The sequence below is a fragment of the Klebsiella sp. JN_Kp126 genome, from assembly GCF_033843325.1.
GTDB lineage: Bacteria > Pseudomonadota > Gammaproteobacteria > Enterobacterales > Enterobacteriaceae > Klebsiella > Klebsiella michiganensis.
This window is the reverse complement of the sequence record NZ_JAWXQV010000047.1, coordinates 100,983-118,031: the sequence shown is the minus strand read 5'-3', so window position 1 is coordinate 118,031 and position 17,049 is coordinate 100,983. Positions and strand designations below refer to the sequence as shown.

Sequence of the window (17,049 nt, the reverse complement as noted above, 5' to 3'; positions counted from 1 at the left end):
CCGATTATGGCTCATTATATTAGCCTGTTTGTCCGCGCCGTGTTTGTTGAAAATATGGCGCTGGCCTTCTTTCTTGGGATGTGTACTTTCCTCGCGGTATCGAAAAAGGTCTCGACCGCTTTCGGACTCGGCGTGGCGGTAACGGTCGTACTTGGGCTGGCGGTGCCGATCAATAATCTGGTGTATAACCTGGTGCTGCGCGACGGTGCGCTGGTTGAAGGCGTCGACTTAAGCTTTCTGAACTTTATCACCTTTATTGGCGTGATTGCCGCGCTGGTGCAAATCCTGGAGATGATCCTCGATAAGTACTTCCCGACGCTCTATAACGCGCTGGGGATCTTCCTGCCGCTGATCGCCGTCAACTGTGCGATCTTTGGCGGCGTCTCCTTCATGGTGCAGCGTGACTATAACTTCACCGAATCCATCGTTTACGGCTTTGGCTCCGGCATCGGCTGGCTGCTGGCAATTGTGGCGATGGCGGGCATTCGTGAAAAAATGAAATACGCAAACGTGCCTGCGGGTCTGCGCGGGTTAGGGATCACCTTTATTACCACGGGTCTGATGGCGCTGGGCTTTATGTCATTCTCCGGTGTGCAGCTATAAGGGCGGAAAGTATGGAAATAATTCTTGGCGTAGTGATGTTCACGCTGATCGTCCTGGTACTATCGGGGCTGATACTGGCCGCGCGTTCGAAATTAGTGAATGCGGGCGACGTGGTCATTGAAATCAATAACGAAGCGGATAAACAAATTCGTACTCCGGCCGGCGACAAGCTGCTGAATACGCTCTCCAGCAACGGTATCTTTGTTTCATCCGCCTGCGGCGGCGGCGGCTCCTGCGGCCAGTGCCGGGTGACGGTGAAAGAGGGCGGCGGTGATATTCTGCCTACCGAACTGTCTCATATCACCAAGCGTGAGGCGAGAGAGGGCTGCCGTCTGGCCTGCCAGGTCGCGGTGAAGCAGAACATGAAAATTGAGCTGCCGGAGGAGATTTTTGGCGTTAAGAAGTGGGAGTGTGAAGTTATCTCGAACGATAACAAAGCCACTTTTATCAAGGAGCTGAAGCTGCGCGTGCCGGACGGTGACGCGGTTCCGTTCCGGGCCGGCGGGTATATTCAGATCGAATGCCCCTCGCACAAGGTTGCCTATGCCGATTTTGACGTTCCGGACGAGTATCGCGGCGACTGGGATAAATTTAACCTTTTCCGCTACGTCTCTGACGTGAAAGAGCCAACGCTACGCGCCTACTCCATGGCTAACTATCCGGAAGAGAAGGGTATCATCATGCTCAACGTGCGTATCGCAACGCCGCCGCCGCAGGTACCTGATGCGCCTCCGGGGATCATGTCCTCCTATATCTGGTCGCTGAAGCCGGGCGATAAAGTGACGATTTCCGGGCCGTTTGGGGAGTTTTTTGCCAAAGAAACGGATGCTGAGATGGTCTTTATCGGCGGCGGAGCGGGGATGGCGCCGATGCGCTCGCATATTTTCGACCAGCTTAAGCGACTGCACAGCAAACGTAAAATCAGCTTCTGGTACGGTGCGCGCTCTCTGCGAGAAATGTTCTATGATGACGAATTCGAGCAGCTGGCGCGGGAAAACCCGAATTTTACCTTCCACGTGGCGCTCTCCGATCCGCAGCCGGAAGATAACTGGACCGGCCATACCGGCTTTATTCATAACGTTCTGTATGAAAACTATCTGCGCGATCACCCGGCGCCGGAAGATTGTGAATTCTACATGTGCGGGCCGCCGGTGATGAACGCCGCGGTCATTAAAATGCTTAAAGATCTCGGCGTTGAGGATGAAAACATCATGCTGGACGATTTTGGAGGCTGATGATGCTGACGGTATTTGTCGCGACCTTCGTGATTTTCGCGCTGGTTATCCTGGGAATGTCGCTTGGTTATCTGATCAAGCGCAAAAGTATTCAGGGCAGCTGCGGCGGGATCTCATCGCTGGGTATGGAAAAGGTCTGCGACTGTCCTGAGCCCTGCGATGCGCGCAAAAAACGCCTGGCTCGCGAAGCGCAGCGCAAGCAGGATCGCATCCTATAATCAGCAGGCCGCACCGTGCGGCCTTTTTTGATTTACCAGGTTTTCGCTTTCGCCGGCGAGTCTACCATCACGCCGTCGGCGCCAAGTTCGCTTGCGGTACGAAAATCATCGGCACTATTAATGCCGAAGAAGACAATATGGGCTTTGCCCTGTGAGCGGAAACAGTCCATAGCTTCTTTATCCCAGGTGAGCGTGGCTGGCGATACGCCTTCGCCCAGCGTGAACTTCTCCACTATTTCTACCTTGCGTTTCAGCTCCAGACCGTACCAGTATTCATTGCCCGACGCCGCAGTTGGCTGGCACTGGTGGCTAAGCGAAATATTAGCCAGCTTCGTTCGCGTTTCGCCCCGGCTGACGAAATGGGGGATAGATGCTGGCAGCGCCGCGATATAGCGGTCTTCCGTTGAATACACCCGTACGCGCGAGAGGCTATTGGTCTTTTGCAGTACTTCGCTAAGACGCGCCGCCATGATGGCCGGATCTGCATCAGGTGATTTGATATCGATGTAAAAGAAGGTCTGCGGCCACTGTTCCAGTACCGATTGCAGCGTTGGAATGGTTGCGTTTTTACCGCGCCAGGGGTGAGTTTCACCGCCCCATGTCCATCCCGCGTCCATACGGGTCAGCTCGGCTGCGCTGAAGCTTGAGATTTTCCCCGTATGGTCAGTCAGCGCGGACAGATCGCTCGGGCGATATAAGACCGGAACGCCATCCTGGCTTAATTGTACCGTTATCCAAATCGCCTCGGCCTTATTCTCCAGCGCAAGTTTTATCGCCGGAAGAGTATTTTCCGGCGCATCGCCGGTGCCTCCCCGATGCGCAATGAGCTGCGGCGCGGCGCAGGCGCTGCTGGCAATAAGCAAACCAAGCGCAGTAAGTATTGATTTCATGATTGCATTCACCTTATATGCTCATATAACTATATGAAAAGTAACTTATATTTATTGCATTTTTATGTTGTAGCACGTTTTTCAGGATAGTGGATTTAAAAAGATTAAATTTCGCCGTATTTTGCTATACTGTATGCATGTACAGTCTAAGGTTTGGCTATGCGTAAAATCATCCACGTTGATATGGACTGCTTCTTCGCGGCGGTGGAAATGCGTGACAACCCGGCACTGCGCGACATCCCTATTGCCATTGGCGGCAGTCGGGTGCAGCGCGGTGTTATCAGTACGGCTAACTATCCGGCGCGTAAATTCGGCGTGCGCAGCGCCATGCCAACCGCCACCGCGCTCAAACTTTGCCCCCACCTGACGCTGCTTCCCGGCCGCTTTGACGCCTATAAAGAGGCGTCGAACCATATCCGGGAGATTTTTTCCCGCTATACCTCGTTAATCGAACCATTATCGCTGGACGAAGCCTATCTCGACGTTAGCGACAGCGTTCATTGTCAGGGGTCGGCGACGCTGATGGCGCAGGAGATCCGCGAGACCATCCATCGTGAGCTAAATTTGACCGCCTCCGCAGGAATTGCGCCGGTAAAATTTCTCGCAAAAATCGCCTCGGATCTGAATAAACCCAACGGTCAGTTTGTTATTGCGCCGCATCAGGTCGCGGAGTTTGTCAAAACGTTGCCGCTATCGAAGATCCCTGGCGTCGGCAAGGTTTCCGCCGCGAAGCTCGAGAGCATGGGGCTGAGGACCTGTGAAGATGTGCAGAACAGCGATCTGGCGATGCTGCTCAAGCGCTTTGGTAAATTTGGGCGGATACTGTGGGAACGCAGCCAGGGGATTGATGAACGAGAAATCAGCAGCGAGCGCCAGCGCAAATCGGTGGGCGTTGAACGAACCCTGATAGAAGATATCCACGAATGGGCGGAGTGTGAATCGATTATTGAGAACCTCTACCCGGAGCTGGAACGGCGACTGGCGAAGGTTAAACCGGATTTGCTGATTGCCCGTCAGGGGGTCAAGCTGAAGTTTAATGATTTTCAGCTCACCACCCAGGAACATGTCTGGCCCCGGCTGAATAAAGATGATTTGATTTCTACCGCGCATAAAGCCTGGCACGAGCGGCGCGGAGGTCGGGGAGTAAGGCTGGTGGGGCTGCACGTGACGCTGCTTGATCCGCAGCTGGAGCGGCAACTCGTTTTGGGATTGTAACGATGTTAACGATAAGAATGTACGAAGAGCGGGATTTTCCGGCGCTATGCGCACTATTTTTACGCGCCGTTAAAGAGACCGCCAGCGCCGACTATTCCCCCCGGCAAATTGCCGCTTGGGCGCAGGTTGATGAAGCCCGCTGGCGGCAAAAACTCGCGGCGTCACGCGTACTGGTGGCAATAAATGATGCCTCGCCGGTCGGGTTTATTACCGCCGTGGATGACTATATCGATTTACTATTTGTCTCTCCCGACTATAGCCGCCAGGGCGTCGCCAGCGCGCTGCTCAATACGCTATTGAGGCAGCTTCCTGAGCGCGTTTATACGGTAGAGGCCAGTATTACGGCAAAGCCCTTTTTTGCGCGTCACGGCTTCACCGTTATGCAGCCACAGGAAGTGACGGCGCGGGGTGAACAATTTCTTAATTATTTGATGCGGCGGCAAATCGACCCCACATACAGCGCGTGACAGGTATGCCCGGATGCGGTTACCACAATCGGCACGGCGTGCTTTCGCTCGGTCATTTTATAAAGAAAAGGCCCACTCTCTGCGGAGTGGGCCTGTGTTGTCTTACTTCGCCGGAATGGATTTCAGCAGTTCAGTCAACAGCGTCCAGTACTGGCCCACGCTTTCGATATGAACCTGCTCATCCGGGGAGTGAGGACCGGTGATGGTTGGCCCGATAGAAACCATGTCCATATCCGGATACGGTTTTTTGAACAGACCGCACTCCAGGCCCGCGTGGATAATCTGGATGTTCGGCGTCTTGTTGAACAGACGCTGATAGGTTTCACGCACCAGATGCATCACCGGCGAGTTGGCGTCCGGCTGCCAGCCCGGGTAGGCGCCTTTCGCTTCGGTTTTCGCACCGGCCAGCTTGCCCAGCGAATCCAGCATGCTCACGACATAATCTTTGCCGCTGTCGATCAGCGAGCGAATCAGGCAGTGAATCTGCACGTTGTCGCTGGTCATGGTCACCACGCCGACGTTCAGCGAGGTTTCCACCACGCCTTTTGCCACATCAGAGTTGCGGATGACGCCGTTTGGCGTGGCGTTCAGCAGACGCACAAAGGTATCACGAGATTGGGCCGTCAGCGCAGGCTGCTCGTTAGCAACCGACTCCAGCAGCACAGTCAGGTTTTTCTCTTTGGCCGCCAGCTCGTTTTTCAGGATCGCCTGGTACTCATTAGCCAGCGCTTTCAGCGCGTCCGCTTTATCCGCGGCCACGGCGACTGTCGCGAACGCTTCACGCGGGATCGCGTTGCGCAGGGTGCCGCCGTTGAAATCGACCAGGCGCAGATCCAGCTCTTCAGCATGGCCTGCGAGGAAGCGTGCCAGCAGCTTGTTGGCATTACCTAAACCAACGTGGATCTCGCCGCCGGAGTGGCCGCCTTTGAGTCCTTTAAGGGTCAGCTTAAAGCTCTGGAAACCGGCCGGAACGGCTTCACGGGTCAGCGCCAGGTCAGAGGTGAAGTCGATACCCCCCGCGCAGCCCATGTAAATCTCACCTTCTTCTTCGGAGTCGGTGTTGATCAGGATATCCGCCTGCAGCCAGTTGGCCTGCAGGCCAAACGCGCCGTCCATACCGGCTTCTTCCGTCATGGTCAGCAGCACTTCCAGCGGGCCGTGAACCACGTTGTCGTCAGCCAGTACCGCCAGCGCGGAAGCCATGCCGATACCGTTGTCGGCGCCCAGGGTGGTGCCGCGCGCTTTGACCCACTCGCCGTCGATGTACGGCTGAATCGGGTCCTTAGCGAAGTCATGAACGGTATCGTTGTTTTTCTGCGGCACCATATCGAGGTGCGCCTGCAGCACAACCGGTTTGCGGTTTTCCATACCGGCAGTCGCGCCTTTACGAATCAGAATGTTGCCAACCTGGTCGCGTTCCGCGTGTAAGCCTTTTTCTTTTGCCCAGCCCATGATGTGCTCAGCGAGCTGTTCTTCGTGATAGGAGGGGTGAGGAATAGAGCAGATTTTGGCAAAAATATCCCACAGCGGCTGCGGGGATAATTGAGACAGTTCAGACACGATAAGTCTCCTTACAATCACCTGCAAAAGTCGTTTGCAGATCGAGGGGTTAGCAATCAAATACACTACAAGCCCGGGCTTGCGCGATGGGGTTGAGAATACCACTTTCCGTGTACTCTGGTAGTGTAAACCACGTAAAAAGAGTCGTCGTGGCCGCTTAACGCTGGTTTTTAGCGCGTCAGATCTCTATAATCTCGCGCAACCATTTTCCCCCTCGAACATTATTTAAGCCGTATTACACAGGCTGGGACACTTCACATGAGCGAAAAATACGTCGTCACCTGGGACATGTTGCAGATTCACGCCCGCAAGCTGGCAACTCGCCTGCTGCCGGTTGAACAGTGGAAAGGCATTATTGCCGTTAGCCGCGGCGGTCTGGTACCGGGAGCACTACTGGCGCGTGAACTGGGTATTCGTCATGTTGATACCGTTTGCATCTCAAGCTATGACCACGATAATCAGCGTGAACTGACCGTGCTGAAACGTGCGGAAGGCGATGGCGAAGGCTTTATCGTGATCGATGACCTCGTCGACACCGGCGGTACCGCCGTAGCCATCCGCGAAATGTATCCGAAAGCACATTTTGTCACTATCTTCGCAAAACCGGCCGGTCGCCCGCTGGTTGATGATTATGTTGTTGATATTCCTCAGGATACCTGGATTGAACAGCCGTGGGATATGGGCGTGGTGTTCGTACCGCCTATCGCAGGTCGTTAATTTCCAGCATAAATGCTAATTACCACGCCCGGTTTTGCCGGGCGTGGTTTTTTTTACCCTTGCGCAGGTTACAATAGCTTCAGTGGCAACATGATGGAGGCTGCACATGTCCCAGGCTAACCTTAGCGAAACGCTGTTTAAACCCCGATTCAAACATCCGGAAACCTCCACGCTGGTGCGTCGGTTTAATACCGGAGCGCAGCAACCGATCCAGTCTGCGCTCAGCGGTAATCACGTTGATCACTGGTATCGATTGATTAACCGCCTGATGTGGATCTGGCGTGGCGTGACGCCGCAGGAAATCCTCGACGTGCAGGCGCGCATCGTCATGAGCGATGCCGAGCGAACCGACCCGGAGCTTTACGATACGGTCGTTGGCTATCGCGGCGGCAACTGGATCTTTGAATGGGCCAAACAGGCGATGGACTGGCAGCAGAAGGCCGGTCAGGAAGAGAATCTGCTCGTGAGCGGTCGTCACTGGCTCCATGCGGCAAACCTTTACAGCATTGCCGCCTATCCGCACATCAAGGGCGATGAGCTGGCGGAACAGGCGCAGGTGCTGGCATACCGGGCTTATGAAGAAGCCGCTCAGCGCTTGCCCGGCAAGCTGCGAGAGCTGGAGTTCTCTATCCCCGGCGCCGCGCCGATCACCGGTTTCCTGCATATGCCGCCAGGCGATGGGCCGTTCCCGACGGTACTGATGTGCGGCGGGCTTGACGCGCTACAGACCGACTATTACAACCTGTATGAAAACTATTTTGCGCCGTTGGGTATCGCTATGCTGACCGTGGATATGCCTTCCATCGGTTTCTCCTCAAAATGCAAGCTGACCCAGGATACCAGTCTGCTGCACCAGTATGTGCTGCAGCATCTGGCTAATGTGCCCTGGGTCGATCATACCCGCGTGGCCGCCTTTGGTTTCCGTTTCGGCGCGAATATCGCCGTGCGGCTGGGCTATCTTGAGTCCCAGCGCCTGAAGGCGGTGGCCTGCCTGGGGCCGGTGGTACACGGCCTGCTGGTGGACCCGCTGCATCAGGGGCGGGTGCCGGAGATGTATCTTGACGTTCTGGCTTCGCGGCTGGGGATGCATGACGCTTCCGACGACGCGCTGCGCGTTGAGCTTAACCGCTATTCCCTGAAGGTTCAGGGGCTGCTGGGGCGCCGCTGCCCCACGCCGATGCTCTCAGGCTTCTGGAAAGACGATCCGTTCAGCCCGGAGGAGGAGTCGCGGCTGATTACTTCATCATCATCCGACGGCAAGCTGCTGGAGATCCCGTTCAATCCGGTCTATCGCAATTTCGATCACGCGCTGCGGCAGATCGCCCGCTGGATTAGCCATAGATTTAGTTAATATATTGCTAAATTCTATCGATTTGGTAACGTCATGGCATCACTAAAGGAGATCGCAATGACGTTACCGAGTGGACACCTGAAGAGTAAGCTGATTAAGAAATTCACGGCGCTTGGCCCTTACATCCGTGAGGAGCAATGTGAAGACAACCGCTTCTTTTTCGATTGCCTGGCTGTTTGCGTCAACGTAAAACCAGCGCCTGAAAAACGCGAGTTCTGGGGATGGTGGATGGAGATGGAAGCGCAGGAATCGCGCTTCACCTATAGCTATCAGTTTGGATTGTTCGACAAAGAGGGCGTCTGGCGTCCGGTCGCGATTGACGATCCTGAAGTCACTGAAAAGCTTGAAAAGACGCTACGTGGTTTTCACGAACGAGCCGAAGCGTTACTGGCGACGTTCAGTCTTAAGCTGGAGCCCGCCGATGATTTTAGCGAACCGGTTAAGCTGAGAGCCTGAGTTCCGGTCAGCGGCTGTCATCCTGCTCGCAATAAAACCCGCGTTTCGACCAGCGCGGGTTTCCTTCCCTGGCAAACCCGCGCTAAATACCGTTTAATATCCGACAGGGTTGACCGACGGCAATCATTCCTGCGGCCAGATCTTTGGTCACCACCGTGCCTGCCCCAACCTTGACGTTGTCGCCCAGCGTGACCGCGCCAATCACCACGGCGTGGGCGCCAAATTCGACGTTATCGCCGATGCGCGGGCTATCGCCCTCACGGCCCTGACTATCGGTCACGCTGCCAATCGTGACGCCCTGGCGCAGGGTGCAGTTCTGGCCGATGACCGTTCCCCGATTAATCACGATGCAGTGCGGATGATACAGCTTCAGCCCATAGCCAATGCGCGCTCGCCACGGCAGCTCAATGCAAAATAAACACTCGTTAATCACGATATTGAGAATAACGAAGGGGATCCCGCAGATCTTCCACAGAGGATTACGGCTGCGATAGAGCGTCGCCAGACGATAAAGCAGAACCGCGATTTTCGCTTTTATGCCGCCGCAGGATTTGATTTCCCGGGCGACCAGCCTGATAGCCTCAAACATGGTTATTCCTTAAGGTTAAACGAAGCCAGTGAATACCATCCATCACCGGTTTTACCTTCGTTAGCGAGTTGAATACGCGGCTGGCCCTGATAATTGGTCAGAGCCGCTTCCAGACGATATTGGCCGCCCGGGAGTCCGGCAGGCAGCGGCAGCGTAGCGCTGCTGTGATGTTCGCCGGGCAGCCACTGGCGAACGTCATCCGCCGTTTTGATTTGCGTAACGGTAGTTCCGGCGTCATTGACTATCCGCCATTGCACAAGGTACGGGAGATAGGCTGGCGCGACGCCGTCGTTACGCCAGGTGACGTTTAGCGTAAGCGGCATGCCGCTGCGTACGGGCGTATCCCATTCCAGCTGACCCACCCGGTAGCGGTAGCCGATTCGCAATAACGCGCTATCAACGATATCGCGATACGCTGCCGGCACCGGACGCGATTTCAGATTCAGGGTACTGGCGTGCTGCGCTAATGCCCAGTCGAAGCTTGCCTGGACCTCTTCGCGGGTATAGTGCCGCACGCTTTCCCACTCCGCCATATAACCGCAAATTTCCAGGCTAACGGGGGCGTGCTGCCAGCTATCATTAAATCCGGACCACGCCGTCTGCGCCGCGGCCAGGCGTTGAGGATAGTCATCGCGCATGTGGCTCCACTCTGCGGAAAAGTTATGCCAGTCTCCCCAGCAATCCGCGCGCCACCCCGCGCCTTTTTGGCTGGCCCAGGCCAGCGAATTACCGCCGCTGATTAACATGATTTTGGGCGTTTTCGGGAAACTGCTGAAGTGCATATCAACGTAGCGATTGAGCTGCTCCGGAGCGTACTTTTCCAGCAACGGCGCAACGTCAGGGAAATTGGAGTTGTGCCATTCCCCCCACGAACCCACCATGCCGATATCGACAAACCCGAGGTTCGGATTGCCGTCATAACGCGCGCCGAGGGCGTTAAGCAGCTTTTGCGCATAGGCGATAAAGGTCGGATCGCTGAGGTCCGGTACAAAGGTTTTGCCATTTTCGACCCATTGTCCCTGAATGCCTTTTTTGATAAGCCAGGCGGGGATTTTCGAGCCCGATTGCGGTTCATCGAGCGCCATGAAACGCAATCCGACGTTCATCGCCGGCTGATGCCGGGCGGCGACGCTGAAAGCACGATCGATCGGCGCAAAATCATAGACGCCTTCTTCAGGCTCCAGATCGCTCCAGTAAAAGCGATCGTATTCAAACCCGGTGTCCGGATACTCTTTCAGAGAAGGCTTCTGGCCATAACCATCGTGGAAACTGGCCACGCCGATCCCTGGGTTCGTCAACAGACCGGTAAAGGCCGGCGGGGTGATAACCGTGCGTTCAGCCAGCACTGCCGCTGAGGGTATGACTCCGGCCAGCAGTAGCGCCACAAGCAGCGCGGCGCGGCGCAGCGAAAAAGAGCTCATCGTTAATTCACTTTATCGTGGAGGTTCACAAACCACGTCCAGATACCGACGTGGAAGTTTTTAAACACATCGATACCCAGCGCGGATTTCAGCATATAGAGCGCCAGCAGCACCGCAAGAATGGCGAACAGCACGGCGATGGTAATCGCCAGGGTGGAGAATATACGCCCGAGCAGCGTACTCTCTCGCGGAATTTTGCGCAGATCGCGGCCGCATAAAAAGACCACGAAATAGCGGCGATGCAGAAAAGGAAAACTATGGCGAAAATCAATGCGATGGCGCGAGGCCAGGCTCGATCTCACCAGCGCCTGTTCAATACCGCGCTTTTGCTCCGGCGTGAGTGAGGTTTCTGTTTCCGGGTCAAGCGCGGAATAAAAGCGCTCGACGACCAGGTCGGATGTTGATTTAGTCACGGTTGACTCTTATTCGTTAAACGCTGATAGACCTGAGCGGTTTTTGCCGCAATGTCCGGCCAGCGGTATTTGGGCATCAGTTGGCTGTAATCCGCGGTCTCCTCGCCGCGCCAGGACTGGAGCTTTTGCGCCAGCGCGGCGACATTGCCCGTCGGAAAATAGACCTCGGCAGGCAGGCCAATCTCGAGGTTGGCCGGGATATCGCTGACGATAACCGGCAGTGACCAGGACATGGCCTCCAGCAGGGCAATGGGCAGCCCTTCGTGATAAGACGGTAGAACAAAAAGCCCGGCCTGTGAGAACAAAGTGTGCAGCGGATCGCCGCTAATAAAACCGGTCATGATCGCTCCCGGGGTTTCGGCCGCCTGCTTCTTCAGCCGCTCGCTGTACTCATCGGGATGGTCGGCATCGCCAATAAGCACCAGCGGCAGCGAACAGTTCGAGGCTTTGTAGGCGGCAAGCAGATCGTGCAGCCCTTTTTCTTCCACAAAACGGGCGACGGCGACAACGTATTGTCCGGCTTCCAGCGAATACTGATTCAGCGTGGCCCGTCGCGTCTCTTCGGCGGGAAGCTGCGGTTGGCGCACGCCGTTATAGATCACGTTAGCGTTGGTACGGCCGTGTTTGGTCTTAATGAGCGTATTAATCACTTCCGAGATAACAATAACCTCGTTGGCATATTTCACCGCCCATTTCTCACCGAGGCGCAGCATCTCTTTCGCCATTTTGCCCCACTTCTGGCGATCGTAGTCCGGGCCGTGGTGGGTAAAAACGACGCGCTTGCCGAGCAGGCGCAGCAGCGGGACCACCAGGCCTGGGCCGACCGCGTGAACGTGAACCACATTTGAGCCGTCAAAGAGGGTAGTGAAGGCGGCCAGCGTAGAGTGAATAATGGCTTCGAATTTACGGCTTTTGGGCGCCCACAGGCTTTTCAACCGCACGCCTTTATATTCGCTACGGCGATAGTCCACGTACGGTGAGCGGGCAATGACGCAGATATCGGCGTGATTCTGGTGATAGATTTCTGGATAAAGATTCTGGCAATGGGTCTCAACGCCGCCCTGGACGTTCGGAATACCGCGGGTGCCAAGCACCGTCACTTTGAGCTTCATTTCGCTTCCCCCACGAGCTGCTGATAGAGTTCCTGCAGAACCTGCATATGCCGGGCGAGATCGTATTTCTCCTCTAAACGCTGGCGTGCGTTGATGCCCATTTCACGCGCCTGCTGCGGATTGGCGGCCAGGCTATCCATGATGCGCGCCAGCGCGTCGGCATCCCCGGGTTCCACCAGATAGCCATCAATGCCATCGCGAATTTGCTCCGGAATGCCGCCGATATTGCCGCCGACGACGGGGCGACCGAACGCCATGGCCTCCAGCACCGACATCGAGCAGTTTTCATAATATTCGGAAGGGACGATCACCGCCCGCGCGCCGCGAATCAACGCGTTGAGCGCGTCTCCGTGGCGCATATAGCCGAGAAATTCCGGACCGCTAAAGCGGGCGCGCAGGTCGCTGCCGAGAGGGCCATCGCCGACGATTTTCAGCGGCATGGACTGCTGCATTTTTTGCTGCGCCAGCGCCAGGGTGGCCACGCCTTTCTCACGGCTCAAGCGGCCAATATAGAGGAAATAATCCCCCGCCGTATCGCCCGGGATCGTGGTGCTGGCATCAATACCGTTGACGATCACATCGATCCGCGATCTGGGTAATTTACGCCGCAGCGTCTGACGCATAAATTCGCTGGGAGCGATAATGCAATCGAGCATGGCGTAATTTTGCGCGAACTTTTGCCAGTAGGCCTCAAGCGAGAGCAGCAGGCTTTTAAAGGTATCGCCCTGCTGGCAACGATGGCGAAAGGCATTGCTCACCGAACCGGTAAGACAGTCATCGCAGACGTGGCCATCGCGTAGCATGGTGTACGATGGGCAGACGATTTTATAATCGTGCGCCGTCAGTACGGTTTTGCAGCCAAAGCGCTTAGCGACGCCAATCAAGGCGGGCGTCAGCTGGTGGTAGATATTATGAAAGTGCACAATATCCGGGCGCTGCTCCAGCAGCAGGGTGTTGAGTTTATTGCAGGCCTCAGCGTTGTAGATAAAGTCGATGCCCGCTTTGAGCTTGCCCGTCAGCCCGTGGCTTTGATGATAATCCACGTTATGTACGAAGAAGCTTTCCCAGGGCGAAGGCTTATTTTCCGCATGCTGCATGCTGAAGTCGACAACCTGATAGCCCGCTTGCAGCATGGCGTCTCGCTCCTGGAAAAAAACGGTTTCCGCTCCGCCCTTAATAAAAAAGAATTTATTAACGAATAATATTTTCATGTTCTGTCTGGATATGTTTTGGGTTGGAGACGGTCACGGCGGGTTGTTTCAGCGGATCGCGAACGGAGTTAAGCAGGCCTCGCACCATACCTGCGGAAAATAACGATAAGTTGATCACGCTCTGGAGGCCGTCCCGCAGCGACTTATTTTTAATCGCCTTCAGCGCGATAAACGCCAGCAGCGGAAGCAGGGCGATAAAAATCACCCCGGGATTGAACGACAGGAGGCAAATAATCAATACCAGGATATACAGCGTGAATATCAGTTCGTTGCGAACAATCTTAAGCGCGGCGGGGAAATGCTTTTTCCCCCAGCAGTTGCGTAATAGCTCACCCGGCGCCCATAAAAAACCGTTCTTCCAGCGATAGGTCAGCATTTTAAATGTCGGCATAGTATAGGACGCATGGCTAAAATAGGGCGCGGCGAGGCGGTGGAGTTTATAGCCCGCGGCCTGCAAGCGGATCCCCAATTCGGCTTCTTCATAACCGTGAAGGTTAAGATTGGTCAGATAGCCAATTTTCTCGATTGCCGAACGGCGGTAAAGGCCGCCGCCGCCAAGATGATCGGTATCGCCCTGCGGATAGATAAGATGCAGACGCTGCTTGCGTGATTTAAACTCATAGTTAGCGGCGTCATCCATCTCGACGCTGCCCGCCACGCCCGCATATTCGGGATGCGTTTCAAGAAACGCCACGGCGGTGTCGAGAAAACCCGGCTCCAGCTCCATATCGCCGTCCAGCAGCAGCAGATAGTCCCCTTCGCTGAATAACCAGCCCAGCTGGTGGCCCACGCCGCAGCAGCGATCTTTCGCGTTATCGAGGCAGACCACCATCGCGTCTTTGGCGACGGCCAGCTCGCGGGTATTATCGGTGGACAGGCTATCGGCGACGATAATCTGATGCGGGTAAGGCTGCAATTGCTTGCGGACGCTGTCGATCGTTTTTTCAATACCCTGCGCTTCGTTGAGGGTCTTAATGCTGACGGTAATTGATGGCGTTTTATTCATATTGGGTACCGGAGTTCAGACGGACGGAACGATGAATGACAATAAGCGCCCCGAGGGCCAGCCATAATAAAAACTGTAGCATGGGAATGATCATCAGGATCTGGCTGTAGGGAAGGCTGAGCAAACAGCCAATGGCAAAGACGTAAAACGCAGGCGCGGAGCTGAGCAGCTGTAAATCTTCCCGTTTGAGATCGTAGCGGGAAAAGGTCTCTTTGGGCCGCATGCCGATGAGAATAGCGGCAATCATGGCGATAAATAAGATCACGCCGATAATACCGACTTCCCACAGCATCATGCTCAGCGCGGTGGAGTCGAGTATCAGATGATACCAGGCGCCAATATAGCCGGGGGAGACGGTACTGCCGCTGTTGGTGGCGTTCAGACCGTAGCCAAACAGCATCCCGCCGGGGCCAAAAAGCTCGTTATGCTGGAGCCAGAAGAAAATAGTGGTAAACCGGCCGAGCTCGCCGCTTTCCATAATGTAATTGGTATCAAAGATATAGCCGAGGGAATCGATAAATACCGAGAGCGCGCTTTTGGTCGGGTCCCCGCCGAAGGCCGACGAGTAATTGGACGCCAGAATGGTGATAGCGGCAAAAATTAGCACCACCATTCCGGCGGCGATAATCATCAACGAGCGCAGGGTGACTTTGCTGATGCCGCTGACGTAAGCGGGCATGATCCACAGCAGCGCCAGTAAGAAAGGCGACAGCAGAATCACGAACTTTACCTCGCCCACCACGCAGAGGAAAAAGGCCAGCACGATATGCGCCGCCATCGACTTGAACGAGCAGATACCGTGCTTAAATTCGGACACCTTCAGCAGCATAATCAGCAGGCAGAACATCCCCATGGCCGCGGTATTGCCGCCGCCCATTGGGTCGCCGCCAAACGTGCCGACCACCGAATCCCACTTTTCATCCTCGCCGCGCAAAGCCACGCGTTTTGGCACCACCACCAGCACCTGATAGATAGCCAGCGGGAACTGGACGTAGAACAGCCAGTAAAATAGCCGGGTCAGGCGGTGCAGCTGCGACTCGCGAAACATGCCGAGCAGCATGCAAAACATCACCAGCGACAGGGCCAGTTCATTTTTGAAGCCGACGATGGCGGTAACGATGCCGGATTGTAAAACCGTGGCGCAGAGGCTGAGGATGATAAACGTCAGATACAGCGCCAGCACCACCTTCTCGCGCGCGCTAAGCGCCAGCGGCTGCGGCCGGCTTTGCATCATCAGCAGGACCACCATCACCAGCACCATGAAAAAGGGGAGCCACAGCACGGCTGCCACGCCGGTGAAATACTGAATCGTGCCGCAGAAGACGATGGTCGTCAGCGCGAATACCTCCAGATAGCGACCAGTGTTTAGCTGCATATTTTCTGCTCCTGCCGGGAGAGCTGTAGCGCCCGTTTGTTCATTTTCAGCAGGATGAACAGATAGCGAATGCTGGTCAGCACGGAGAACGTCAGGAGGGCTATCTCATAGCGCTGGCCCAATTCAGGCAGCGCGATAAAAGCGACGATAATAATCAGCAGCTGCTCGATCTGAATACGTAAAAAATAGCGTTTAGAACCAAAGATAAGCTCAATAACGGTCAGCGGACTGACGGCCAGCGCGGCGAACAGATAGGGCAGCATATAGCGTGAGGTCGGAATGGAATTGAGCCACTCCTGACTGAAGCCCAGGCGCATGACCAGCGGATAGAAAATCCAGATCCCAAGGATACAGATCAGCGCCGCGGCCATCAGCAGCAGGCGAATCTTTTTGTACTCCGGATAGTTAAAGGTGCCGTTGCGAAAATCCATCGACCATTTTGAAAAGATGGAGTTGCGCACCGCGTTACCAACAATCATCACCGGTGATAAACAGAAGCGGCTCACCACCGAGAAATAGCCCGCGACCAGCGGTGAAAACCAGATATTTATCAACATCGTCGGCAGGTTATTGCTGGCCATCGCCAGCACTTCCGCGCTGCCGACGCGGCTGAGGTGCTGCCAGTGCTGGCGCGCAAAAAGGCCGTTCGCCCGTGGTGAAAAGTGCGCCGGCGTCAGGGTACTGAAGCGAAACAAACGCAGCAGGCAGAGGCCGAGCAGCAGCAAAATGCCCGCCATCCAGGCAATATAGAACAGCGTGGTATTCGGCATCGCCAGCAGAGCTATCGCCACCACCAGCGACACGGCGATACGCTGGAAGGTGAGGAACTGATAGTTACCGCCGCGCAGCGAGAGGTTCTCGGCGATCAAAACCAGCGCATAGCCGAAGGTGAGCAGGTAGAGAAACGCGATATTGAGATGGAATATCAGTCCGGTGATGACCGCCCACGGCAGCGCCAGAAGCAGGCTTTGCAGCAGGCAAAACACCACGTTCTGCCCCAGCTCATGCTCTTCCTGGCGCGGGATCAGCAGCTGCGACGCAAAGGTGCAAACCTGCGCGCCAATCAGCACGTTGCTGTAGATCATCGCATAGTGCCCGACTTCCGCCATGCCGTAGCGATGGGAAATCAGCCATACGGAAAAAGCGCCGATCGCCTGCGAGAGGACCGAGGAGCTGGCGATTGAAGAAATACTCTTAATTAAGTTCATAA

General features: G+C 55.5%; 18 protein-coding genes. 8 read left to right on the top strand and 10 right to left on the bottom strand.

What is annotated here, in order from left to right:
- Positions 1-6: 6 nt before the first annotated feature.
- The 3 genes from nqrE to nqrM are packed head-to-tail and all read left to right on the top strand — an operon-like array spanning position 7 to position 2,056.
- Positions 7-603 carry an NADH:ubiquinone reductase (Na(+)-transporting) subunit E gene (nqrE, locus tag SIK97_RS07100; RefSeq protein ID WP_004847929.1) on the top strand — a complete coding sequence of 199 codons (597 nt, stop codon included), beginning with the start codon at positions 7-9 and terminating at the stop codon, positions 601-603.
- 11 nt (positions 604-614) lie between these two features.
- Positions 615-1,838, top strand: coding sequence for an NADH:ubiquinone reductase (Na(+)-transporting) subunit F (gene nqrF / locus SIK97_RS07095; protein WP_004847931.1), 1,224 nt, complete (start codon positions 615-617; stop codon positions 1,836-1,838).
- Positions 1,839-1,840: 2 nt separating this feature from the next.
- Positions 1,841-2,056: a (Na+)-NQR maturation NqrM gene (nqrM, locus tag SIK97_RS07090; RefSeq protein WP_004847934.1), complete on the top strand. Its 216-nt coding sequence runs from the start codon at positions 1,841-1,843 to the stop codon at positions 2,054-2,056.
- A gap of 32 nt (positions 2,057-2,088) precedes the next feature.
- On the opposite strand, the gene SIK97_RS07085 is transcribed toward nqrM, so the two are convergent.
- Positions 2,089-2,946: a glycerophosphodiester phosphodiesterase family protein gene (locus SIK97_RS07085; protein WP_025107267.1), complete on the bottom strand. Its 858-nt coding sequence runs from the start codon at positions 2,944-2,946 to the stop codon at positions 2,089-2,091.
- Between the two features lie 159 nt (positions 2,947-3,105).
- Here SIK97_RS07085 and dinB point away from each other — a divergent pair, with 159 nt between their 5' ends.
- On the top strand, positions 3,106-4,161 hold the full coding sequence (gene dinB / locus SIK97_RS07080) for a DNA polymerase IV (protein ID WP_025107266.1): 1,056 nt from the start codon (positions 3,106-3,108) through the stop codon (positions 4,159-4,161).
- Between the two features lie 2 nt (positions 4,162-4,163).
- Entirely contained in the window at positions 4,164-4,628 is a 465-nt protein-coding gene (locus tag SIK97_RS07075) for a GNAT family N-acetyltransferase (protein WP_025107265.1), read from the top strand.
- Positions 4,629-4,730: 102 nt separating this feature from the next.
- On the opposite strand, the gene pepD is transcribed toward SIK97_RS07075, so the two are convergent.
- On the bottom strand, positions 4,731-6,188 hold the full coding sequence (gene pepD / locus SIK97_RS07070) for a cytosol nonspecific dipeptidase (RefSeq protein ID WP_014837473.1): 1,458 nt from the start codon (positions 6,186-6,188) through the stop codon (positions 4,731-4,733).
- A gap of 258 nt (positions 6,189-6,446) precedes the next feature.
- Here pepD and gpt point away from each other — a divergent pair, with 258 nt between their 5' ends.
- The 3 genes from gpt (at position 6,447) to crl (ending at position 8,712) form a co-directional block, all read left to right on the top strand.
- Positions 6,447-6,905, top strand: a complete 459-nt coding sequence (gpt, locus tag SIK97_RS07065) for a xanthine phosphoribosyltransferase (RefSeq protein ID WP_004129200.1) — start codon at positions 6,447-6,449, stop codon at positions 6,903-6,905.
- Between the two features lie 106 nt (positions 6,906-7,011).
- Complete coding sequence (gene frsA / locus SIK97_RS07060) at positions 7,012-8,256, top strand: esterase FrsA (RefSeq protein WP_004129202.1); 1,245 nt, start codon at positions 7,012-7,014, stop codon at positions 8,254-8,256.
- Between the two features lie 57 nt (positions 8,257-8,313).
- Positions 8,314-8,712: a sigma factor-binding protein Crl gene (crl, locus tag SIK97_RS07055; RefSeq protein WP_004847949.1), complete on the top strand. Its 399-nt coding sequence runs from the start codon at positions 8,314-8,316 to the stop codon at positions 8,710-8,712.
- Positions 8,713-8,794: 82 nt separating this feature from the next.
- On the opposite strand, the gene SIK97_RS07050 is transcribed toward crl, so the two are convergent.
- Genes SIK97_RS07050 through SIK97_RS07015 form a run of 8 tightly spaced genes read right to left on the bottom strand, consistent with a single transcriptional unit; the run spans position 8,795 to position 17,047 of the window.
- The gene (locus tag SIK97_RS07050) at positions 8,795-9,301 is read right to left on the bottom strand and encodes a serine acetyltransferase (protein WP_025107263.1); all 507 of its coding nucleotides are present in this window, start codon (positions 9,299-9,301) and stop codon (positions 8,795-8,797) included.
- Positions 9,302-9,303: 2 nt separating this feature from the next.
- Positions 9,304-10,722, bottom strand: coding sequence for a DUF4832 domain-containing protein (locus SIK97_RS07045; RefSeq protein WP_047724378.1), 1,419 nt, complete (start codon positions 10,720-10,722; stop codon positions 9,304-9,306).
- A 2-nt stretch (positions 10,723-10,724) separates the two neighbouring features.
- Positions 10,725-11,135, bottom strand: coding sequence for a hypothetical protein (locus tag SIK97_RS07040; RefSeq protein WP_014228040.1), 411 nt, complete (start codon positions 11,133-11,135; stop codon positions 10,725-10,727).
- On the bottom strand, positions 11,132-12,247 hold the full coding sequence (locus tag SIK97_RS07035; protein ID WP_032748084.1) for a glycosyltransferase family 4 protein: 1,116 nt from the start codon (positions 12,245-12,247) through the stop codon (positions 11,132-11,134). Before SIK97_RS07035 ends, SIK97_RS07040 begins: the two co-directional genes overlap by 4 nt.
- Positions 12,244-13,458 (bottom strand): glycosyltransferase family 4 protein, encoded by a 1,215-nt coding sequence (locus tag SIK97_RS07030; protein ID WP_047724377.1) that lies wholly within the window; start codon positions 13,456-13,458, stop codon positions 12,244-12,246. Before SIK97_RS07030 ends, SIK97_RS07035 begins: the two co-directional genes overlap by 4 nt.
- Complete coding sequence (locus tag SIK97_RS07025; RefSeq protein ID WP_032748085.1) at positions 13,439-14,464, bottom strand: glycosyltransferase; 1,026 nt, start codon at positions 14,462-14,464, stop codon at positions 13,439-13,441. Before SIK97_RS07025 ends, SIK97_RS07030 begins: the two co-directional genes overlap by 20 nt.
- Positions 14,457-15,839, bottom strand: a complete 1,383-nt coding sequence (locus SIK97_RS07020; protein ID WP_014837479.1) for a hypothetical protein — start codon at positions 15,837-15,839, stop codon at positions 14,457-14,459. The genes SIK97_RS07025 and SIK97_RS07020 overlap by 8 nt, the downstream gene beginning before the upstream one ends.
- Positions 15,830-17,047, bottom strand: coding sequence for a lipopolysaccharide biosynthesis protein (locus SIK97_RS07015; RefSeq protein WP_014228045.1), 1,218 nt, complete (start codon positions 17,045-17,047; stop codon positions 15,830-15,832). The genes SIK97_RS07020 and SIK97_RS07015 overlap by 10 nt, the downstream gene beginning before the upstream one ends.
- Between the last annotated feature and the right edge of the window lie 2 nt (positions 17,048-17,049).